The organism is Marinomonas vulgaris, from assembly GCF_018145875.1.
In the GTDB taxonomy this organism is placed as follows: Bacteria; Pseudomonadota; Gammaproteobacteria; order Pseudomonadales; family Marinomonadaceae; genus Marinomonas; species Marinomonas vulgaris.
Map to the genome: position 1 here is coordinate 137,302 of NZ_JAGSSV010000002.1, position 23,624 is coordinate 160,925.

The following is a 23,624-nucleotide window of genomic DNA, read 5'->3' on the forward strand; positions in this document are numbered from 1 at the left end:
ATGGCAAATATTCGTACTATTTCTTTTGACGCCATTGTTATTGGTGGTGGTGGCGCAGGTATGCGTGCAGCACTTCAGTTAACAGAGTCTGGTTTAAACACGGCTTGTGTAACAAAGGTTTTTCCAACACGTTCACACACAGTATCAGCACAAGGTGGTATTACCTGTGCGATTGCAAGTGATGATCCAAATGATGATTGGCGCTGGCACATGTATGACACCGTAAAGGGGTCAGATTACATTGGTGACCAAGACGCTATCGAGTACATGTGTTCTGTAGGGCCGCAAGCGGTCTTTGAACTCGAGCACATGGGATTGCCTTTCTCACGTACTGAGCAGGGTCGTATTTATCAGCGTCCTTTTGGTGGTCAGTCTAAAGGTCCAAATGACTCAACTCAGGCTGCACGTACTTGTGCTGCCGCTGACCGTACAGGTCATGCATTGTTGCACACACTTTATCAAGGTAACCTTAAAGGCGGCACCACCTTCTTTAACGAATGGTATGCTACTGACCTTGTTAAGAACAACGATGATGCCGTTGTTGGCGTTATTGCAATTTGCGTTGAAAACGGTGAAACCGTTTACCTGAAAGCAAAAGCTACTGTTATTGCTACTGGTGGTGCAGGTCGTATTTATCAGTCTACTACGAATGCTCACATCAACACAGGTGATGGCGTTGGTATGGCACTGCGTGCAGGCTTCCCGATGCAAGACATGGAAATGTGGCAGTTCCACCCAACGGGTATTTACGGTGCTGGTACATTGGTAACAGAAGGTTGTCGTGGTGAGGGTGGTTACCTGATCAATAAAGACGGCGAGCGTTTCATGGAGCGTTATGCGCCTAACGCGAAAGACCTTGCTGGACGTGATGTTGTAGCTCGCTCTATGGTTCTAGAAATTTTAGAAGGCCGTGGTTGTGGCCCAGATGGTGATCACGTATTGCTTAAACTGGATCATCTAGGCGAAGAGACTTTGAACAAGCGTCTTCCAGGTATCCTTGAACTTTCACGAACGTTTGCGCACGTTGACCCAGTCAAAGAGCCGATTCCAGTTATCCCAACGTGTCATTATATGATGGGTGGTATTCCAACTAACATCGGTGGGCAAGCGCTTAAGACTAATGAAGCAGGTGAAGATGTCATTATCGATGGTCTTTATGCTTGTGGTGAAGCGGCTTGTGTATCTGTGCACGGTGCAAACCGTCTAGGTGGTAACTCACTGTTAGACTTGGTTGTATTTGGTCGCGCTGTTGGTCTTCAGGTGAAAAAATCTCTAGATGCTGGTTTTGATGCATTAGATGCAAATGAAACTAATATTGATGAGGCTTTGGTTCGTCTAAATCGTTTGAATAACACAACTGGTGGTGAGAGCGTAGCAGAAGTTCGTGCAGATCTTCAGCGCGTTATGCAGCTTTACTTTGGTGTATTCCGCGATGGCGAAGCTATGCAAAAAGGTTTGGCGCAGCTGAAAGAGATCCGAGCTCGTGTAGAAAACCTATACCTAGAAGATAAGAGTCAGGCATTCAACACGGCTCGTATTGAAGCGCTTGAGCTAGAAAATTTGTTAGAGGTCGCTGAGTCAACGGCGATACCTGCAGAATTCCGTAAAGAAAGCCGTGGTGCTCATGCTCGTAATGACTTTACCGAGCGTGACGATGAAAACTGGTTGAAACATTCTATCTTCCATCCAGGAGATAAAAAAGTGACTAAGCGTGATGTTAACTTTGCGCCAAAAACTATGGATGCTTTCCCACCTAAAATTCGATCATACTAAGGAGTTGTATCAATGTTAGTTAGTATTTATCGTTACAATCCTGAGAAGGACGACGCGCCTTACATGCAGGATTATCAAATTGAGTTGCCAGCAGGCAAAGACTTGATGGTCCTTGATGTATTAAACTTGCTTAAGGCAAAAGATACGACAATTTCTTACCGCCGCTCATGCCGTGAAGGTGTATGTGGTTCAGATGGTATGAATATGTCAGGTAAGAACGGATTAGCGTGTATTACGCCTGTCTCTGAAGCGGCTAAAAATGGTAAATTAGTACTTCGCCCACTGCCAGGCTTGCCTGTCGTTCGTGATTTAGTTATCGATATGGGGCAGTTCTACAAGCAGTATGAGAAAATTCGTCCATATTTGATCAACGATGCACCTGCACCAGCTATTGAGCGCTTGCAAACACCTGAAGAGCGTGAAAAGCTTGACGGGCTTTACGAGTGTATCTTGTGTGCGTGTTGTTCAACGGCGTGTCCTTCTTTCTGGTGGAATCCTGATAAATTCATTGGGCCATCTGGTTTGTTGCAAGCGTACCGCTTTTTGGCCGATAGCCGCGACACAGCAACACAAGATCGTCTTGGTGAATTAGATGATCCATTTAGTGTGTTCCGTTGTCATGGTATTATGAATTGTGTCAGTGTTTGTCCAAAAGGATTAAACCCGACTAAAGCAATTGGTAATATTCGTACCATGCTATTACAAAGAGCAACATAATGACGCTTCGCGTGGTCCATAATGACAATTTGATGTGATCACAGAGCTGGCGGCTTGAATCTATATTCAATGCCGCCATTTTTGCATAATCTGGTATAGAGAATGCAATAAAAAGAATTTAAAATTCGATCTTTACGGGCAAGGAAGTACAAAGAAAAGCCATCAGCTTAGTGATAATGGATTCAAAGGGTTTCGTTTACGAACGAAATGTTTCTTGATGGTTTAGTATTAACCGTAGAAGGGCGAAAGTAGCTGTAAATACACAAAAAATCGAGGCTTTAATAGCCTTACGGGCCTGATAAAATGATTGATCTGTATACAAGATCGATACCGGGACCCCGGTAGCTGGCTCGAACATAAGGGTGATCGAGAATGCACGAAAGTTTAATGGAGTTGCTGTGGAGCACCTCTCATTTTTCAGGTGGAAACCTGGAGTATGTAGAAGGATTGTTTGAAAGCTACCTCGTCGATCCGAACTCAGTATCGGAAGAATGGCGTAAATGTTTTGATCAACTGCCTCGTGTAAGCGAAGCACAATCAACTGATCTTCCTCATTCCGTGATTCAAGAGCAATTTCTTCAAATTGGTAAGAATAAGTTCCGAGCGTTGCCTGTAACCACAGGTACCGTGGCGACATCTGATCATGAGCAGAAACAAATCAATGTCTTGCAGCTGATCAATGCGTACCGCGTTCGCGGTCATCAGCATGCATCGCTTGATCCGCTTGGATTGCAAAAACGTGAGAGAGTAGCAGATCTGGATCTTGGTTATCACCAGTTAACGGGTGCTGATCTAGATACTACTTTTAATGTCGGTTCTTTGTTTTTTAACAAAGAAACTCTCAAATTAAGTGAAATCGTATCTGAGCTTGAAAAAACCTATTGTGGCAGCATTGGTTATGAGTTCATGCACATTGTTGATACCCAAGAAAAAGCTTGGCTTCAGCAGCGTGTAGAATCGGTACGTTCCCGTCCTGAATACTCACAAGAAACCCGCGAAAGTCTACTTGAACGACTCACTGCAGCAGAAGGCTTGGAGAAATATCTTGCCAGCCGTTACCCTGGTGCAAAACGTTTCGGTCTTGAAGGAGGCGAAAGTCTTATTCCTATGGTGAATGAGCTGATTCAACGTTCTGGCGCACTTGGTGCAAAAGAAGTGGTTATCGGCATGGCTCACCGTGGTCGACTTAACGTGCTGGTTAATACTTTGGGTAAAAACCCGAAAGATTTGTTTGATGAGTTTGAAGGTAAGAAGCTTGTAAACACTTCTGGTGATGTAAAATACCACCAAGGTTTTTCTTCGAATGTGATGACAGCGGGTGGTGAAGTACACATTGCTTTGTCATTTAACCCTTCTCACTTGGAAATCGTTTCACCTGTTGTTGAGGGCTCTGTTCGAGCTCGTCAAGATCGTCGTAAAGACACTACGGGTAAAACAGTTGTACCTATTTCGATCCACGGTGATGCTGCCTTTGCAGGTCAAGGTGTGGTGATGGAGACATTCCAGATGTCTCAGACTCGTGCCTACCGTACGGGTGGTACAGTTCATATTGTCATTAATAACCAGGTGGGCTTCACCACAAACCGTCAAGAAGATTCGCGTTCTACTGAATATGCAACCGACGTTGCTAAGATCATTCAAGCGCCTATTTTCCACGTTAATGGCGATGACCCAGAAGCTGTGTTGTTTGTGACTCAGTTAGCCCTGGATTATCGTTATGAGTTTGGTCGTGACGTCGTTATTGATATGGTGTGTTACCGCCGCCGTGGACACAACGAAACGGATGAGCCTTCCGGTACACAGCCTTTAATGTACAGCGTGATTAACAAGCTGAAAACTACCCGTACGCTATATTCTGAGCGTTTGGTGGCTGAAGCCGTTGTGTCACAAGATAAATCAGATCAGATGGTTAATGAAAACCGTGAAGATCTAGACAACGCTCGTCATGTTGCAAAAAGCCTTGTTCTTGAGTCTCAAACGGGTTCTTTCGTAGATTGGAAACCTTATCTTGGTGTTGAATGGACGGACGCTGGGGACACCACTTATCCTCTAGCGAAACTTCAAGAAGTGGCTAAAAAGTTAACTTCTGTGCCTGATGGTGTTGTGATTCAACGTCAAGTACAAAAAATCTATCAAGATCGCGATAAAATGACAGCAGGTGCACTTCCCTTAAACTGGGGGTACGCTGAAACCTTGGCGTTTGCTACCTTACTTGAGCAAGATTATCCGATCCGTATCACTGGACAGGATTCTGGTCGTGGTACTTTCTCGCATCGTCATGCAGTTATTCACAGTCAAAAAGATGGCAGTACGTATGTGCCGCTAAAACATCTGTCTGAGAATCAGCCGACATTAGATTTGTATGATTCATACTTGTCTGAAGAAGCGGTATTGGCATTTGAGTACGGTTATGCAAGCACTTCGCCTAAAGGCTTGGTGATTTGGGAAGCGCAATTCGGTGACTTCGCAAATGGTGCACAGGTTGTTATTGATCAATTTATCACTAGTGGTGAGCACAAGTGGGGCCGTTTGTGTGGTCTTACCATGTTGTTGCCGCATGGGTATGAAGGTCAGGGTCCTGAGCACTCTTCCGCTCGTCTTGAGCGCTTTTTGCAACTGTGTGCGGAATACAACATCCAAGTATGTGTTCCAACGACACCATCGCAAATCTTCCACATTATTCGCCGTCAAGCGATTCGACCTATGCGTCGTCCTTTGATTATCATGTCTCCAAAGAGTCTGTTGCGTCATAAGCAAGCGATTTCTACATTGGAAGATTTGGCGGAAGGAAGCTTCAAAACAGTGTTACCAGAATCGTCTGAAACAGTGACTGCAGATAAGGTCAAGCGTATTGTCTTATGTAGCGGTAAAGTGTACTACGATCTGATCAACCGTCGCGAAGAGCTAGAGAAAGACGATGTGGCTGTTATTCGTGTAGAGCAGTTGTACCCATTCCCATACGCAGATCTTGAATCTGAGTTGGAACAGTACAAAAATGTTGAGAGCTTGGTATGGTGTCAAGAAGAGCCGAAAAACCAAGGTGCTTGGCACGCCAATCGTCACCGTATGAATCGAGTATTGGAAAAACTGTACCCAGAATTAAGAATCCGCTTTGCGGGTCGTATTTCATCAGCTGCACCTGCAGCGGGTTACATGTCAATCCATGTTGAAGAACAAGAAGCACTGGTCAACGACGCACTAGTTGGTTAGTACCATAGCCTGTCAGAGAGATAAGGGTATAAAATGAGCATTGAAATTAAAGCACCTACTTTTCCAGAATCCGTAGCCGACGGTACCGTTGCTACTTGGTACAAACAACCAGGCGAAGCCTGTTCACGTGATGAGCATATTGTTGATATCGAGACCGACAAAGTTGTCTTGGAAGTGGTTGCTCCTGCGGATGGCGTGTTAACCGAAATCATCAAAGCCGAAGGCGATATCGTATTGAGCGATGAAGTGTTGGCTGTATTTGCATCTGGCGCGGCGGCTTCTGCGGCACCAGCCGACAAAGCGGCTTCTTCTCCTGCAGAAAAAGTAGCGGCAGCACCGGCGGCTTCTCAAGAGTCTGTACAAATTAAAACACCGACTTTCCCAGAATCTGTGGCTGACGGTACGGTTGCAACCTGGCATAAACAGCCAGGTGAAGCTTGTTCACGTGATGAGCACATCGTTGATATTGAAACCGATAAAGTGGTTTTAGAGGTGGTTGCACCAGCTGACGGCGTCATTGGCGATATACTAAAAGCAGAAGGCGACACTGTACTTAGTGACGAAGTTCTTGCCAACTTCCTTGTTGGTGCATCTGGCGCAGCGGCGGCTCCTGCAGAAATTGCAGCACCAGCGGCTGATACTGACGAAGACGGTGTTGCTGGCCCAGCAGCTCGCAAAGCCTTGTCTGAAGCAGGATTAACGGCTTCTCAAGTGAAAGGTACTGGCAAAGGCGGTCGTATCACAAAAGAAGACGTTGACGCTGCTGCTAAATCGAAAGCATCTGCGCCAGTTGCAGCGGCTCCAGCAGCGAAAGCTTCTGCACCAGCTGCGTTGCCACCACTAAGTGCTGATGGCCGTATCGAAAAACGCGTTCCTATGACGCGTCTTCGTGCCACTATTGCCAAACGTCTTGTTGACGCACAACAAACAGCGGCGCTATTAACAACGTACAACGAAGTTAATATGGGCCCAGTGATGGAGCTTCGTAAAAAATACAAAGACGAATTTGCTAAAGTCCACAATGGTACTAAGCTTGGTTTCATGTCTTTCTTCGTGAAAGCAGCGACAGAAGCATTGAAACGCTTCCCAGCGGTTAATGCTTCTATTGACGGCAACGACATGGTTTACCATGGGTACCAAGATATTGGTGTAGCGGTCTCCACTAACCGTGGTTTGATGGTGCCTGTATTGCGTAATACTGAGGCCATGGGCCTTGCGGACATCGAGTCTAACATTATGGACTTCGCATTGCGTGGTCGTGATGGCAAGCTAGGCATGGATGACATGCAAGGTGGTACTTTCACTATCACAAACGGTGGTACCTTCGGTTCCTTGATGTCTACGCCAATCATTAACCCACCTCAAACAGCTATCTTGGGTATGCATAAAATCCAAGATCGCCCAATGGCGGTAAATGGTCAAGTCGTGATTCAGCCTATGATGTACCTTGCATTGTCTTACGATCACCGCATGATTGATGGTAAAGAAGCCGTACAATTCTTGGTAACGATTAAAGACCTGCTTGAAGATCCTGCACGTCTTTTACTTGAAATCTAAGTACTTGAAATCTAAGTATTCATACCAAACTACTTGTATGAATTGAATATTAGGCGGCATTTATCCAATGCCGCCTAATTTTACTTAATAAATGGGACCTGTTATGTCTGATAAATTTGATGTTGTTGTAATTGGTGGTGGCCCTGGTGGCTATGTCGCTGCAATCCGTGCTGCTCAGCTAGGTCTGAAGACAGCTTGTATTGAAAAATGGTTAGACAAAGACAACAAATCACGCCTTGGTGGTACTTGTCTAAACGTTGGTTGCATACCTTCTAAAGCCTTGTTGGACTCTTCTCAAAAATTCCATGACGCTAAAGAATCTTACGGGATTCACGGTATTAGCGTTGGTGAAGTGGCGATGGATGTTGATGCGATGGTGAATCGCAAGGACAAAATCGTTGACCAACTTACAGGTGGTATTTCTGGTCTTTTCAAAGCAAACGGCGTTACAAGCTTTGAAGGTTTCGGTAAAGTTTTGGCCAACAAGAAAGTAGAATTTACAGCACACGATGGCACAGTAACGGTTCTAGAAACAGAAAACGTTATTTTGGCAACGGGTTCTATTCCTGTGAATATTCCACCCGCTCCACGCACAGAAGATATCATTGTTGATAACGTTGGTGCGCTTGAGTTCCGTCAAGTACCAAAACGTCTTGGCGTCATTGGTGCTGGTGTAATCGGTTTGGAATTGGGTTCTGTATGGGCTCGTCTAGGTTCTGAAGTGGTTGTTCTTGAAGCACAAGATTCTTTCCTTAGTGTTTGCGACCAAGACCTTGCTAAAGAAGCGGCAAAAATCTTCAAGAAGCAACATTTAGATATTCGTCTTGGTGCACGTGTTACTGGTAGCCAAATTAATGGTGAAGAAGTAGAAGTGACTTACCTTGACGCCAAGGGTGAAGAGCAGAAGCAAACATTTGATAAGTTAATCGTTGCTGTGGGTCGTAAACCTTTCACAGAAGGTTGTTTCTCTGATGACTCAGGTGTGAAACTGGACGAGCGTGGTTTCGTTTTTGTTGACGAGCAGTGCAGAACGTCGGTTCCTGGTGTATTTGCAATCGGTGATATTGTACGTGGTCCAATGTTGGCTCACAAAGCCTCTGAAGAGGGTGTAATGGTAGCGGATATTATTGCTGGCCATAAAGCACAAATGAACTACGATTGCATTCCGTCAGTTATTTATACTCACCCAGAACTTGCTTGGGTTGGTAAAAACGAGCAAGAACTTAAAGCCGAAGGCGTTAAGTTCAAAGTGGGTAAGTTCCCATTTGCAGCGTCTGGCCGCGCGATGGCGGCTAATGACACGGATGGTTTTGTTAAAATGATTGCTTGTGAAGAAACCGACCGTATCTTAGGTTGCCATATTATTGGTGGTCATGCGGCTGATTTGATTGCGCAAGCTGTTATTGCGATGGAGTTCGGCTCTACAGCAGAAGACATTGCTTTGACTGTATTTGCTCATCCAACGGTTAGTGAAGCAGTACATGAAGCGGCGTTAGCGGTAGACAACCATGCGATCCATATCGCAAATCGTAAAAAACGTTAATAATAATTAGATTTGCCGGCGTTTTAGCCGGCAATTTCTGTCTTAGTAGACAGAGCTTATGTCAACCATTCAGATAAGCGGAAGAATAAAATGAACTTACATGAATATCAGGCAAAACAGCTTTTTGCTGAATACGGTCTGCCAGTATCCACAGGGTACGCAGTAGACACGCCAGAAGCAGCTGTTGAAGCAGCAAAGAAAATTGGTGGTGACAAGTGGGTTGTTAAAGCCCAAGTCCACGCTGGTGGTCGCGGTAAAGCTGGCGGCGTTAAGCTGGTTAATACTCTTGAAGAAGTTGCAGCCTTTACTGAGAACTGGATTGGTAAAAACCTCGTTACTTATCAAACAGATGCTAATGGTCAGCCGGTTGCCAAGATACTTGTTGAATCTTGCACTGATATTGCTAACGAACTGTACCTTGGTGCTGTCGTAGACCGTTCTACTCGTCGTGTTGTTTTCATGGCGTCTACCGAAGGTGGCGTTGAAATTGAGAAAGTAGCAGAAGAGACGCCAGAGTTAATCCACAAAGCGATCATTGATCCTTTGGTTGGTGCCCAGCCTTACCAAGCTCGTGAGTTAGCATTTAAATTGGGCCTTAATCCAACTCAAATTAAACAGTTCACTAAAGTCTTCCTTGGCTTGTCTCAAATGTTTCACGATTATGATTTCGCGCTACTAGAAATCAACCCTCTTGTTATTACAGATGAAGGTAACCTTCATTGCCTAGACGGTAAAATCGGAATTGACAGCAACGCGGTTTACCGCCAGAAAAAAATGCAAGAGTTCCACGATCCATCTCAAGAAGATGAGCGTGAAGCAGATGCGGCTAAATGGGAACTTAACTATGTTGCTCTAGATGGAAACGTGGGCTGCATGGTGAATGGTGCCGGTCTTGCAATGGGCACCATGGACATTGTTAACCTACACGGTGGCAAGCCTGCAAACTTCCTAGACGTTGGTGGCGGCGCGACAAAAGAGCGTGTTGCTGAAGCGTTCAAAATCATCCTTTCTGATGACAATGTTAAAGCGGTATTGGTTAACATTTTTGGCGGTATCGTACGTTGTGACATGATCGCTGAAGGTATTATCGGTGCTGTTGAACAAGTGGGCGTTACCGTGCCTGTTGTTGTTCGTCTTGAAGGTACAAATGCTGAGCTAGGCCGTGAAGTTCTTGCGAATTCTGGTCTGGATATTATTGCTGCAGTAAGTTTGAAAGACGCCGCTGAGCAAGTTGTTAAAGCTGCGGAGGGCAAATAATAATGTCTGTATTAATCAATAAAGATACGAAAGTCATCTGTCAAGGTTTCACTGGCGGTCAAGGTACCTTCCATTCTGAGCAAGCGATTGCATACGGAACAAAAATGGTTGGTGGTGTTACTCCAGGAAAAGGGGGTCAAACGCACCTAGGTCTTCCTGTTTTTAACACAGTAAAAGAAGCGGTAGAAACAACGGGTGCGGAAGCTTCTGTAATCTACGTGCCAGCTCCTTTTGTTAAGGATTCCATCCTTGAAGCGGCTAATTCTGGTATCAAACTCATCGTTTGTATCACAGAAGGTGTGCCAACCTTGGACATGCTTGACTGCAAAGTGAAATGTGACGAGCTAGGGGTTCGCTTAATCGGCCCTAACTGCCCTGGTGTTATCACACCAGGTGAGTGCAAAATTGGCATCATGCCTGGCCATATCCATATGCCAGGTAAAGTCGGTATCGTATCTCGCTCTGGTACCTTGACTTACGAAGCGGTTAAACAAACTACTGACGCTGGCTTCGGTCAATCTACTTGTGTTGGCATCGGTGGTGATCCAATTCCAGGTACAAACTTTATCGACGTTTTGGAAATGTTCCAAAACGATCCACAGACTGAAGCGATTGTGATGATCGGTGAAATCGGTGGTACGGCGGAAGAAGAAGCGGCGGCTTACATTAAAGCCAACGTGACTAAGCCTGTTGTTTCTTACATTGCTGGTGTGACAGCGCCTGCTGGTAAGCGTATGGGTCATGCTGGTGCTATCATCTCTGGCGGTAAAGGCACAGCTGACGAGAAGTTTGCTGCATTGCAAGATGCGGGCGTGAAAACAGTACGTTCTCTTGCTGATATCGGCGCTGGCTTGAAAGAGATCACTGGCTGGTAAGCGAGTAATTTTTCAAAGTAATTGATTTTCGATCTAAAAAATCCCTGCTTCGGCGGGGATTTTTTTTATTTTCCTAAAAACGTCATCTGTGTAATTTATCTTTGTCGCAAATGGTCATCCCTCCGACGTTCCCAAGCACTAGCCATAAATGGCTTCTTATTATTATCAATATCAACAAGTGATCTATGCGTTTTCATTCAACAAGTTGATTTGTCCAAGTAAGGAGCTGATCTGATGCAGCATTATTCAGGCTTTGGGTTGTTAAAGCACAGTTTTAGCCATCACGAAAACTGGCAGCGGGTATGGCGTAATCCAACCCCGAAAAAGAAATACGATGTGATTATCATCGGCGGTGGTGGTCACGGCTTGGCAACGGCCTATTACTTGGCAAAAGAGCACGGTATTACGAATGTCGCTGTGTTAGAGAAAGGTCACCTTGGAGGTGGGAATGCCTGTCGTAATACCACTATTGTGCGGTCAAATTATCTTTGGGATGAGTCAGCGGCTTTATATGAGCATTCGATGCAGCTATGGGAAGGGCTTTCACAGGAGCTAAACTACAATGTGATGTTCTCACAAAGAGGTGTCTATCATACCTGTCATACACTACAGGATATGCGCACTAATGAGCGCTTGGTAGCAGCGAATCGACTACAGGGCATCGATAATGAAATGGTCGACGCAGAGCAGTTGCAAAAAGAAATTCCTACTTTAGATTGCTCCAAAAATGCCCGTTACCCAATTATGGGAGCATCGGTACAGCGCCGTGCAGGGAATGCTCGCCATGATGCAGTGGCCTGGGGCTATGCACGTGCGGCAGATGCTTTGGGTGTTGATTTGATTCAAAACTGCGAAGTGATTGATATGGAAATCAATGACGGCAAAATCACTGGGGTAAAAACCAAACAATACGGCATGATTAAAGCCGATCGTGTGGGGTGTGTTGTGGCAGGAAACAGCGGTGTGTTGGCTAAAATGGCTGGCTTTGAGCTTCCTGTTGAATCACATCCTTTACAGGCGTTGGTGTCTGAGCCGATCAAACCTTTTCTTGATACCGTAGTCATGTCTAACCATGTACACGGTTACATGAGTCAGTCGGATAAAGGTGATTTGGTTATCGGAGCCGGTATTGATGGCTGGGTGGGTTATGGCCAGCGCGGTTCGTACGGCATTATTGAGCATACCATTCAAGCCATTGTTGAGCTTTTCCCATGTACCAGTCGTGTTCGGATGAACCGACAATGGGGTGGTATCGTTGATGCTTGCCCAGATGCGAGTCCGATTATCTCCGAAACACCCATTAAAAATCTGTTTTTTAATTGTGGCTGGGGAACAGGCGGGTTTAAAGGCACACCAGGTTCGGGCAATTTATTTGCACACACCTTGGCTGATGGCAAGCCGCATCCCATTGCGGAGCCGTTCTCCATAAAGCGCTTCCACACAGGTGCTTTGATCGATGAACACGGTGCTGCCGGTGTAGCGCATTAAAAGGAGGTTAACATGTTGCATATTTACTGCCCGCATTGTGGGGAATATCGAGACGAAGAAGAGTTTCATTCGGTCGGCCAAGCTCACATTGCTCGACCATTAGATCCTGAAGCTTGTAGCGATGAAGAGTGGGGCGAATACTTATTCTTCCGCAAAAATCCACGTGGCCTTCATCATGAACTATGGGTCCATTCTGCTGGGTGTCGGAAATTCTTTAATATGACCCGCGACACACAAACCTACGAAATCAAAGAAGTGTACAAGATTGGTGAACAACCGACTGTCGTTGTTCAGCTGCAAGCTGTCTCTGGAGCGCAATCATGACCCAACATAATCGCTTAACGAGCGGTGGCCGTATCGACCGCTCAACCTCAATGACCTTTACCTATAATGGCAAAAGCTACCAAGGGTACAAGGGGGATACGTTGGCCTCGGCAATGTTGGCCAATGGTATTGATGTTGTGGCGCGCAGTTTCAAATACAGTCGTCCACGAGGCATAGTGGCCGCGGGCGCCGAAGAGCCAAACGCTGTTTTACAGCTGGGGGCCACGGAGGCGACGCAAGTTCCTAATGTGAGAGCCACTCAGCAAGAACTGTTTAATGGTCTGGTGTCTTCTTCAACCAACGGTTGGCCAAGTGTGGATACCGATGTAATGGGAATGATCGGTAAGATTGGCGGAAATATGATGCCGCCAGGCTTTTACTATAAAACCTTTATGTTTCCTGAGTCCTTATGGGAGACCTACGAGTCGATGATTCGTAAGGCCGCTGGTATGGGGCGTGCGCCTCGTGAGACCGATCCAGATATCTACGACAGTATCAATCAGCATTGTGATGTGATGGTGGTAGGCGCTGGGCCAGCAGGGTTGGCTGCGGCGCTGACGGCGGCTCGTGGTGGTGCGCGTGTTATTATTGCCGATGAGCAAAATGAATTTGGCGGCAGTCTACTGAACAGTTCAGAGCCGTTGGACGGTAAACCTGCCGCAGACTGGGTGCATGACGTTGTGCAAGAGCTGCGCGCTTTTGAGAACGTCACTTTACTGCCACGATCTACAGTAAATGGCTTTCACGATCATAATTTCTTGACTGTACACGAACGCCGAACCGATCATTTAGCCGATATAGCTCCGGCTAAAATGGTGCGTCAACGAATGCATCGTGTTCGGGCAAAATGGGTAATATTGGCCACTGGCGCCCATGAGCGTCCATTGGTTTATGCTAATAACGACGTGCCGGGCTGCATGATCACAGGGGCGGTTTCAGCTTATATTAATCGCTATGGGGTTGTGCCAGGTAACGATTTGGTCGTGATGACAACCAATGATTATGGCTATCAAGCGGCGTTAGATTGGGCCGCCGCAGGGCGCAAAGTCGTGGCCATTGTAGACACTCGAAGTGTGGCCAATGGTGATCGTGTCGAAGCGGCACGTCAGCGTGGGCTCACCATCATTACGGGTTCGGCGGTTATTGAAGTACAAGGCAGCAAACGGGTGACAGGTGTTTCCGTTGCTGCATTAAATGCAAGTGGTACGCAAATTGTTGGTTCAGTCACCAAATTAAAAGCGGATACGGTTGCGAGCTCTGGTGGTTGGAGTCCTGTTATCCATTTGTCTTGTCACACGGGCAGTCGTCCTGTGTGGAGCGATGCGGTGGTGGGCTTTTTGCCTGGTCCGACATTGCAAAAGCAGCTTACAGCGGGCGGCATTAACGGCCAGTACGAGACAGCCAACGCGTTACAAGAAGGTTTAGAGGCAGGTCAGCAAGCCTTGGCCAAATTAGGTTTGCCTGATGTTGAGTTAGTGCTGCCTAAAGTTAAGACGTTGAATATGGCCGCGCCAATGAGCCTGTTTCATGTTCCACATCTTAAGCCGACCTCACAAGCACCAAAGCAATTTGTCGATTACCAGACAGACGTAACGGCGGCGGGTATCGAGATCGCTTGTCGCGAGGGCTTTGAAGCGATCGAGCATGTAAAACGCTACACCGCGATGGGGTTTGGTACCGACCAAGGTAAGTTGGGTAATATCAATGGTATGGCGGTGGCCGCTAAAGCCTTGAATAAAACCATCCCAGAAACCGGTACGACCGTGTTTCGTCCTAATTACACACCGATAGCATTTGGCGCGATTATTGGGCGTAACTGTGGTGCGTTATTCGAACCAGAGCGCTATACCGCCATGCATAAATGGCATGTGGAACAAGGTGCCCTGTTTGAAGACGTTGGGCAGTGGAAACGCCCATGGTATTTCCCAAAAGCGGGCGAAACCATTCAGCAAACACTGAATCGTGAATGTTTAGCTGTTCGCAATGCAGTCGGTATATTAGATGCTTCCACCCTTGGAAAAATAGACATACAGGGCAAAGATGCCCGTGAGTTTCTTGGCCGTGTGTACTCGAACGCATGGGCTAAATTGCCCGTGGGTAAATGTCGCTATGGTTTGATGTGTGGCGAAGACGGCATGGTGTTTGATGACGGTGTGACGGCTTGTTTAGGTGAGAATCACTTTTTGATGACCACGACCACAGGCGGCGCCGCGCATGTTTACGAATGGCTAGAGATTTACCATCAAACCGAATGGCCAGAACTAGAGGTGTATTTTAATACCGTCACTGATCATTGGTCGACAGCAACCATTACCGGCCCAAACAGCCGTAAGTTGTTGGAAGAGTTGACCGACGGTGATGTTAGTAATGAAGCCTTTCGTTTTATGGACTGGCAGCAAATCACAGTGGCGGGTGTGCCTGCTCGTGTGTTCCGTATTTCGTTCACTGGTGAGCTTTCTTTTGAGATAAACGTACAAGCCAATTACGGCATGGCGGTCTGGGAAAAACTGATTGAGGCGGGTAAGAAGCATGGTTTGACGCCTTACGGGACAGAAACCATGCACATCTTGCGAGCTGAAAAAGGCTTTATCATTGCAGGTCAAGACACGGACGGTTCGGTTCATCCCTATGATTTAGGCATGGGCTGGTGTGTTTCGAACCAGAAACCTTTTAGTTACATTGGTAAGCGAGGCATGAATCGCTCGGATTGTGTGCGTGAAAACCGTAAGCAATTAGTCGGCTTAAAAACCAAAAACCCAAAACAGGTGATTCCGGAAGGCTCTGCTGCAGTACTGGACCCAAATGGAGTCAAACCTCTGTCAATTGAAGGCCACATTAGTTCTAGTTACTGGAGTGAAACCTTGGGTCGTTCGATCGCCATGGGCTTTATTAAAGGTGGGCTGGATAAAATGGGCGAGAGCGTGTTCTATCCATTGGCCGACGGCACTGTAATTGAGGCTGAGATCTGCAGCCCAATTTTCTTTGACCCAAAAGGGGAGCGTCAAAATGTCTGATGTAACCAGCACAACAAAACTAGAACAGGCAGCCACAAAAGCCGCGGTGATGAACCAGTTACCCGCTGATAAAGAATCGCTTGGACAATCTCCCCTTCATCATGCGGACTTTGCTAGCGCTGCAAAACGAGGGGCGCAGAAGGGCGGAATTCACTTGAGTGAGCTTGCCTTGTTGGGGCATCTTACTTTGCGTTGTGATGCTGGCAATCTGGAGCAACTGGCGGCTGTTGAGGCAATACTTGGCGTGCCTCTACCGTTGACACCGCTCACTTCGGTTGAAAAAGGGGCTTACTCTGTTCGTTGGATGTCGCCAGATGAATGGTTGATCTTGGTGCCAGGTCTTGAGGCATTTTCAATTGAAAGTCAATTCCGTGACGCCATGCCAGGACATTATTCATTAGTAAACAGCAGTGGCGGCTCTACTGTGCTGATGCTCTCTGGTGACAATGCGGTTGAACTACTGCAAAAATCCACCACGATAGACTGGCACCTGTCTGTGTTCCCCGTTGGGAAGGTGGTTTCCACCTTGTTTGCGAAAAGCACAGCGACGATTCGTCGGACGGACGATCAGCGTTTTGAGTTGATCATTCGCCGTTCTTTTGCCGATTATATTTGGCTGTGGATTCAAGATGCCAGTTTAGAATATGGCTTGGTGATAGAAGCTTAAACGCTAGTGATGTTACCCAAAAAAAGCTGATCATTGATCAGCTTTTTTGTTGGATTTAAACATCGTCGTGCCAAAGCTCAATGCGATTACGACCTCGGTCTTTCGCACGGTACAAGGCTTGATCAGCCAGTTTGAGCAAGTCTTGGTAGTGTTCTGCTTGATGGGCGAAAGCGCCTCCCATGCTAATGGTCATTACCAATCCAGGCGCTATGTCTTTGTAAGTGGTGATTTCGATACTTTTCCTTAGTGCTTCACAATAAGTAAGAGCGGCGTTTTCATCTAGCCCTTCGATCACCAAAGTAAATTCTTCTCCTCCCCATCGTGCAACATGCACGTTAGTCCCTTCTAACCGAAGTAGGGTTTTGGCAAGAGACTGAATGACTTTATCGCCAGCTAGGTGGGAGTAGTTGTCGTTAATTTTTTTGAAATGATCTATGTCCATGATGACCAGCATCAGTTGAGTGTTGTCTTGTTTAACTTGTGCAAAGCGTGCGCTGAGCAGTCGATCAAAGGCACGTCGATTTGGCAATCCTGTTAGATCATCTTCATTGGCCTGACGTTGGAAGTCTTCTGACTTTTGGCGTAAAGCATGCGTTTGTTTATCGATAATGGCTTTTAAACGTATTTCACTTTGTTTTAAGCGATGTAAACGCCAATACATAGCACCTGCAAAGAGAGCCAGCACCAATAATACGAAAAGAATTTGCACGCCTAAGCGCTGCCAAAAGTGAGGTAAAACCTCAAAATCGAATACCTGCTCGGCTGTGTTCCAATCACTGTAAGGGTATCGAGCACTCACTAGGAATTGATAATGACCCGGTGCTAAATTGGTATACTCAGCCACCGTACTTTTACCTCTTAATGCCCAATCTTTTTCAAACCCTACTAAGCGCGTACGGTACTCAATTCGAGAGGACATCACATAACCAAGGCCAGCATAATTGAAGATGATACGATTGGTGTTTGCCGGTAATTCGGCTTGTTTGTTAAACGGCAATGGACGACCGTCTACAGAGAGGGACTCAATAACAATGGGCAGTTGAAGAGTGCTTTTTTTAGACACATCTTGGCTGTTGACGGTAGAAACGCCTTTGGCGGTTGCAAACCATAATCTGCCATCTGGTGTGGCAACGGCTGCTGGGTTAGAACCACCGTTGGCTTGTGCGCTGGCCATTCCGTCACTTTCGGCAAAATGTTCAAAGGCGATGTTTTGTTGTTGCCCGTTCGCTATCGAGTGGGCAGCTTTGTAGCTGATTCGCCAAATACCACGATTACTTGTGAGCCAGAGACCATCTTTGCCGTCGTACACCACTTGAAACAACTTGTCGATTGGCAGGCCAGTACTACGCCCGACTAAGCTAAGTTGGCCATCTTGTTGGCGGTAGCGAATTAGGCCACGATCTGTGGTGATCCACACGTAACCAGGTTCAACCCAGAAACCAAATGCGTATCCCGCACCTTCTTGTGAGTGAATCGGAACTCTGCTTACTTTGTCTTCAGATAAAACAGTGACACCGAGGCCTGTACCAACCCAAATTTGACCGCGTTCGTCTTCTGCTAACGCCATAATATAGTTATCCGGTAAACCTTGCTCGCTAGAGTAGGTTCGCATTTCACCATCGGGGGCTTTTTTGACTAAGCCATTGGTGGTTCCTATCCATAGATTGTTTTGGCTATCTTCCAGCACGGCTCTGATTTCGTTATTAGGTAAGCCATCTTGCTGGTCAAGGTACGGTGTAAGTACTCGGTTCTGCCAATACATGAGGCCATGTAGGTAAGTGCCCACCCAAGCGCCGCCACCTTTGCGTTTACCAAAACTGAGCACAGACAAGGAAGAGTTTGTATCAGCGAGTGCATTTTGTGCTTTGTTATCTTTAATAACGCTCAGCCCTTCACTAGAACCAACTAATACCGAGTCTTGATCGATATCCATAACGCTACGTACGTAATTTCCAACTAAGCCTCGATCTTTCGTGAAGGTAGTAAAAGGGGCATTACGTAAACGCATTAGACCGCCGTTTGTGCCGATCCAAATACTGCCTTCTAAATCCTGCAGCATGGAAAGAATACGATTATTTGGCAGACCTTGCTGAGTATCCAGGGTTTCAATGATACCGTTTGTGAGTCGCATTACCCCTTTATTGATGGTGCCAAGCCATAAACTACCAGAGGAATCAAGCATTAGTGTTGTGATGGCTTCTTTAGCAATCTCATCATGTAAGGGTTTGATATTTTCCTTAGATAAAATATACGCGCCTTTGTTCGTTGCTATGATTAGCTGCTTATCTGGCATCTCTAGTAGGGAGTTAACTTGTAAGCTAGGTAGGCCATGTTGACCTAAAATGTCTTCTTTGCTGTTTTCACCATTAAGATGAAATAAGCCTTTGGCAGTTGCTGCCCAAATACGACCCTGACTGTCCTCGAGTAAACGGTAAGCACTGATATTTTTAAGCACCCAAACTTCATCGTTTTGATGGTTTAATGAGTCTGGGTTAGGTCGAAAGAATACTCCAAGACCTTCTACGGCTACCCAAAGATTGCCATCGCGATCGTGTATTAAATAGTTCACCATGCTTTTGGCATCTAATTGAGGTTGCCAACCGTTTTTCCCCCGATAAGTGATGCCGCCTCGGGCGCCAGCAACCCATAAGCCATTACTGTTATCACTGACTAAAGCTCGGGTGCCAGAATCGATAATACCTGTTCGGGTAGAGCGCTCGTAAAAGCGAAATTCGCGGCCATTGTAACGTGCAACACCTTCCCATGTGGCAAACCATAAATAGCCGTCAGATGTTTGTGCAATGGCGTTTATGCTGTTGTGTGGCAAGCCATCCTGAGTAGACCATGTGTCTGTAAAATAGTCTGCAAGCGGTGTGGCTGCATTTGTTAAGGAAGCACTGAAAAACATAGTTAGACATAACCATAGTAACAGTAGTTTTGATTGGTGAACGAACATTCAGTCCTCTCGTCATTATTAGGGGGTGGCCTTAGATCAGAAAAGAGGCACTTAACGCAATACCGAAATAGTAGCAGCTGCTTTGAAGTGGATTTTGATCTATATCAATATTTAGCCGACTCGAAAATACAGTATACCCATAATAAGGGTGTGAACCAGTGACTTCTTTTAGTACATCAGTTACTAAAAGTAAGCAACGTGTTAACTTTTGAGAAAAAATCAATTTAAACCGTGAAAAGTACATTTCTTTGAACTGATCACAAGTAGAAGTAACCATAATATGTATGTTTGTGAAGAATATGAGTAAGTTTTTTACATAAAATAATGATTGGCTTTTATTTATTCGCTATGATGCAGGCCATTTTATGGTGCACCTGTAGAGAGTTAATGCGACTTATAACACATACAACCACGACTAGAATTGGTTATATTTGCTTATTTGCGATCCTTTTACTCGCATTTGGGCCCTTAATCGCCCAGATAAGAGCGCCTTCAATGTCGCCCTTGTTAATGCACACTATGCCATCAATGAACACGGTGACGTCTGAACATAAGCTCCATGATGGTGCGCGCATGGAGGCTCACTCTAGTCATCATTCTGGCATGGCAATGGATCATTCTGGAATGAACCATAAGGCTTGGGATGAACAGTGCGGTTACTGTGATCTCAGTCATAATTTTCCTTTCATTCATAATAGCGTACCGATTCCTTCTGGAAGCAGCCCGCTGCCTCCGCCTATGCTGGCGTCTTGGGTTCGTTCGGCCTTCGACACCGACACTCTTTTTGTACTGGCTTTAAAGCGTGCCCCACCGAGTTTCTCTACACCAATGTATTAATGTTTTAAAAAAATAATCTAATGATAACAGAGAACTTATTATGTCTAGTAATACACATAAGGCTTTATTGCAGTCAAAAAAAGTCGTATCCACACGCGCTCAGCATTTATTAACCCCAGTTGCTATGTCGGTTATTTTAGGTAGCCAAGCTTTGTACTCAGGTGTAGCGATGGCTGAAACAGCAGCCTATACGGCCAATGCGATTGTGATTACGGCACCAGAATTGGATGAGCCGAGTCGTACAAGCGTTAATCTTAGTGAAACGGCGGCGGTTGAATCGGCGACTGACGGCGCTGCGGTATTGAAACAAATTCCAGGTTTTTCCTCAGTGGGTAACGGTGGTGTCAATGGCGACCCCACGTTCCGTGGTATGTTTGGTTCCCGCTTGATCATTTTGACCGATGGCGCACAAATGTTGGGGGCATGTCCTAATCGTATGGATAACCCAACGTCGTACATTAATCCAACGGCGTATGACACCGTAGAGATTGTTAAAGGACCTCAAACCGTGCTTTGGGGGCCAGGTAATTCTGCCGCGACGGTTCGTTTTGAGCGCAAAGAGGAAGACTTTTCTGAGAAAAGTTCACGCTTTGAAGCCAGTGCCATGGTAGGCAGTAATAATCGATTTGATCGAAGCCTAGAAGGGGCTGTAGGTAATTCAAAAGGCTATGTTCGAGTGGAAGCCAACAAAGCAGAATCGGATGATTATGAAGATGGTAACGGCGACGAAGTAGCGTCTTCATGGGAAAAGTGGAACACCAATGTGGCGCTTGGAATAACACCAGATGAAGACACTTTATTAGAGCTTGAACTTGGTCGTGGCGATGGTTTCGCTGAGTACGCTGGACGATCAATGGATGGCACACAATTTCTTCGTGAAACGGCTGCGTTACGGTTTGAAAAGAAAAACATGTCACAAAACTGGAGCAAGATCGAAGCCCAGCTTAATTACGGTTACGCCGATCACATAATGGATAACAGTACATTTCGTGATGGTTCCATGAGTATGCAGGTTGATCGTAGAACGACCAGTGGTCGTGTGGCCTCGACATTTGATTGGGACACAAAAAGTCTTGTTGCTGGGCTAGATGCAAAGCAAGAGCTGCATCGCAGTGAAAGCGTCGAGGATTATTCGCAAGAACAGGTGGGTGTGTTCTCTGAGCTCACGCTATTTATGGAGAATGATGACAGAGTAGTATCTGGGTTACGCCTAGATCACATCAGTGCAACAGATGAAACTACTACGAACACGACTGCAGGTGATACTCGTGCTGATACCTTGGTCAGTGGTTTTTCTCGTTTTGAAAGAGACTTAACCTCCATGCCAGCAACCAGTTATATAGGTTTGGGGTACACAGAGCGCTTTCCTGATTATTGGGAAATGAAGCCGGGGTTAAATACCATAGATTCTGGCGATGCTTTTAGTGATATTAATCCAGAGAAAACCTTACAGCTGGACGCAGGCCTAAACTACAAACGTGATAATCTCAGCTGGTGGGTTTCTGGTTATGTGGGTCTTGTAAAAGACTATATTATTTTTGGTTATGAAGCATCGACTGTGATGGGAACGACCACCATGAAAGGTAAGTCTGGAAATATTGATGCACATATAGCCGGCGCAGAAACGGGTGCACGTTATCTAGTGACTCCTAATTGGAGTACTAATGCCTCTTTAGCGTACGCATGGGGGAAGGACTTAGATAGTGATGCACCGTTACCGCAAATATCTCCATTGGAAGCTAAGCTGGGTTTGACCCATGAAAATGAAGACTGGACAACGAGTGCCGTGCTCAGAATGGTGGCGGCGCAAAATCGCATTGCTGAAGATATGGGGAATGCGGTTGGCTATGATTTTGGCGAATCTGCTGGATTCACAATGATGGATATCAATACCGAATACCGTTACACCGAAAACGTTAAATTCCGAGCGGGTATCGATAACCTCACGGATAAGGCCTATGCCGAACATTTAAACAAAGCAGGTAACTCAGGCTTCGGTTATGCATCTGATGAAGCGTTCAATCAGGCTGGACGTATCATTTGGGCAGGTGTGAATGTTAATTTTTAATGTTCAGGAAATGTAATCCCAAACCCTGTTACTTGTAGTACAAGTAACAGGTATGGCGAAAAACAGCGCTCATTTGAGCGCTGTTTTTTTTATCTCTTTAGAAAAGAGGGTATTACTGATGTGAATCCATACTTTTGTTGTTGATATTGATATCCTGTTACGAGAGACAATATAAATAAAAAAGAAAGGGAGAAGCGTGTGTTTTTTAACTCAACTTTAAAAAAACAGTTAGCTGCCGCCAAGGAAGCGTTGGGAGTAGAATCAAAATCGAACCAAGCTTTGGTTGATCAGCTGAAACAAGAATTGGCAGCCGCTAAAGCTGAGACTCGTCATTTGCAAGACGATGTAAAAGCAAAAGAAGAAATTCTTGGTTATCACCTTCGTGGTGGTGTTATGTTGGATGAAATCCGAGTTGGGTTATCCGATAGTGCGCAAAGATTAATTGAAGAGCGTAAATCTCTCAAACAACTGAACGTAATGTTTGATGAAACACATTCTGCTCTTGCTCGTCTTAGTGAAAGAGCGGGTATTATTAATGATCAAGCGACTTACAGTATGGATGCGGCAAGCGTACTTGATAAAACAGCGATTAGCATCAGTCAGCTTGTTTCCACCATTCAAGAAATATCCAATCAAACGAATTTATTGGCGTTAAACGCCGCCATTGAAGCGGCTAGGGCCGGAACAGCTGGGCGAGGCTTTGCCGTAGTGGCTGATGAGGTAAGAAACCTTGCCAGCAAAACTCACACGGCCAGCGAGCAAGTTGAGCAGTTGGTTAATCAGGTTATTGATCAAACTAGTCGAATTAAAGAAATGGTCGATAAAAGCCAAGCGAGTGCCATGGATGTGTCTTCTTCTTCTACGCAAATCGACCATGTCGTGGACAGCGTAATCGAGCGATCTGATCACATGCAAAAAGTCATTGGTATCGCCGCGACCTACTCGTTTTTGAATACGGTGAAGTTAGATCACGCAGTATGGAAAAACGATGTGTACGAGAGAATCGATAAAAAATCTTTCGCAGAAACGGTGAACTTACATACAGAATGTCGTCTAGGAAAGTGGTACTACGAAGGCTATGGTGCCAAACAGTATAAGAGCTCAAACAGTTTTCAGGCCATAGAAAGACCGCATAAAGCAGTGCATGATTCTGGTCGAGCGGCATTGGCAGCAGCGCAAGCTGGCAACACAAAAGATATGTTGACTCATTTGGATATTATGGAAACAGCAAGTATTGAGGTTGTGGTGAAGATTGATGAATTACTGCAAGATATCCAAAATCGTTAGGATCTTGATACAAAGGCAACAAACTTATGTCTGTTGCCTTTCAATAGGATT

The 23,624-nt window shown here is 45.8% G+C and carries 15 protein-coding genes; 14 read left to right on the plus strand and 1 reads right to left on the minus strand.

Annotated features, from left to right (window positions below):
* The 11 genes from sdhA to J9B83_RS02940 all read left to right on the plus strand — a co-directional run bounded on the left by sdhA (position 1) and on the right by J9B83_RS02940 (position 16,425).
* A complete protein-coding gene (sdhA, locus tag J9B83_RS02890) occupies positions 1-1,773 on the plus strand; it encodes a succinate dehydrogenase flavoprotein subunit (protein WP_211535227.1) in 1,773 nt (590 codons plus the stop codon).
* A gap of 12 nt (positions 1,774-1,785) precedes the next feature.
* Positions 1,786-2,490 carry a succinate dehydrogenase iron-sulfur subunit gene (locus J9B83_RS02895; protein ID WP_211535228.1) on the plus strand — a complete coding sequence of 235 codons (705 nt, stop codon included), beginning with the start codon at positions 1,786-1,788 and terminating at the stop codon, positions 2,488-2,490.
* A 372-nt stretch (positions 2,491-2,862) separates the two neighbouring features.
* Positions 2,863-5,700 (plus strand): 2-oxoglutarate dehydrogenase E1 component, encoded by a 2,838-nt coding sequence (locus J9B83_RS02900; RefSeq protein WP_211535229.1) that lies wholly within the window; start codon positions 2,863-2,865, stop codon positions 5,698-5,700.
* A gap of 33 nt (positions 5,701-5,733) precedes the next feature.
* Positions 5,734-7,257: a 2-oxoglutarate dehydrogenase complex dihydrolipoyllysine-residue succinyltransferase gene (gene odhB, locus J9B83_RS02905; protein ID WP_211535230.1), complete on the plus strand. Its 1,524-nt coding sequence runs from the start codon at positions 5,734-5,736 to the stop codon at positions 7,255-7,257.
* Positions 7,258-7,360: 103 nt separating this feature from the next.
* Positions 7,361-8,800 carry a dihydrolipoyl dehydrogenase gene (gene lpdA / locus J9B83_RS02910; RefSeq protein WP_211535231.1) on the plus strand — a complete coding sequence of 480 codons (1,440 nt, stop codon included), beginning with the start codon at positions 7,361-7,363 and terminating at the stop codon, positions 8,798-8,800.
* 90 nt (positions 8,801-8,890) lie between these two features.
* A complete protein-coding gene (gene sucC, locus J9B83_RS02915) occupies positions 8,891-10,057 on the plus strand; it encodes an ADP-forming succinate--CoA ligase subunit beta (protein WP_211535232.1) in 1,167 nt (388 codons plus the stop codon).
* 2 nt (positions 10,058-10,059) lie between these two features.
* Positions 10,060-10,932: a succinate--CoA ligase subunit alpha gene (sucD, locus tag J9B83_RS02920; RefSeq protein WP_211535233.1), complete on the plus strand. Its 873-nt coding sequence runs from the start codon at positions 10,060-10,062 to the stop codon at positions 10,930-10,932.
* Between the two features lie 234 nt (positions 10,933-11,166).
* On the plus strand, positions 11,167-12,420 hold the full coding sequence (locus J9B83_RS02925; protein WP_211535234.1) for a sarcosine oxidase subunit beta family protein: 1,254 nt from the start codon (positions 11,167-11,169) through the stop codon (positions 12,418-12,420).
* A gap of 12 nt (positions 12,421-12,432) precedes the next feature.
* Complete coding sequence (locus tag J9B83_RS02930) at positions 12,433-12,744, plus strand: sarcosine oxidase subunit delta (protein ID WP_211535235.1); 312 nt, start codon at positions 12,433-12,435, stop codon at positions 12,742-12,744.
* Positions 12,741-15,758 carry a sarcosine oxidase subunit alpha family protein gene (locus tag J9B83_RS02935; protein ID WP_211535236.1) on the plus strand — a complete coding sequence of 1,006 codons (3,018 nt, stop codon included), beginning with the start codon at positions 12,741-12,743 and terminating at the stop codon, positions 15,756-15,758. Before J9B83_RS02930 ends, J9B83_RS02935 begins: the two co-directional genes overlap by 4 nt.
* Complete coding sequence (locus tag J9B83_RS02940; protein WP_211535237.1) at positions 15,751-16,425, plus strand: sarcosine oxidase subunit gamma; 675 nt, start codon at positions 15,751-15,753, stop codon at positions 16,423-16,425. The genes J9B83_RS02935 and J9B83_RS02940 overlap by 8 nt, the downstream gene beginning before the upstream one ends.
* Positions 16,426-16,480: 55 nt before the next feature.
* Here the strand turns inward: J9B83_RS02940 and J9B83_RS02945 are convergent, their stop codons facing one another.
* Positions 16,481-19,333: a ligand-binding sensor domain-containing protein gene (locus tag J9B83_RS02945; protein ID WP_211535238.1), complete on the minus strand. Its 2,853-nt coding sequence runs from the start codon at positions 19,331-19,333 to the stop codon at positions 16,481-16,483.
* Positions 19,334-19,768: 435 nt separating this feature from the next.
* On the opposite strand from J9B83_RS02945, the gene J9B83_RS02950 reads away from it, so the two are divergent.
* The 3 genes from J9B83_RS02950 (at position 19,769) to J9B83_RS02960 (ending at position 23,573) form a co-directional block, all read left to right on the plus strand.
* Positions 19,769-20,218 carry a DUF2946 domain-containing protein gene (locus tag J9B83_RS02950; RefSeq protein WP_211535239.1) on the plus strand — a complete coding sequence of 150 codons (450 nt, stop codon included), beginning with the start codon at positions 19,769-19,771 and terminating at the stop codon, positions 20,216-20,218.
* 40 nt (positions 20,219-20,258) lie between these two features.
* A complete protein-coding gene (locus J9B83_RS02955; protein WP_211535240.1) occupies positions 20,259-22,286 on the plus strand; it encodes a TonB-dependent copper receptor in 2,028 nt (675 codons plus the stop codon).
* A 198-nt stretch (positions 22,287-22,484) separates the two neighbouring features.
* Positions 22,485-23,573 (plus strand): methyl-accepting chemotaxis protein, encoded by a 1,089-nt coding sequence (locus tag J9B83_RS02960; RefSeq protein ID WP_211535241.1) that lies wholly within the window; start codon positions 22,485-22,487, stop codon positions 23,571-23,573.
* Positions 23,574-23,624 lie beyond the last annotated feature (51 nt).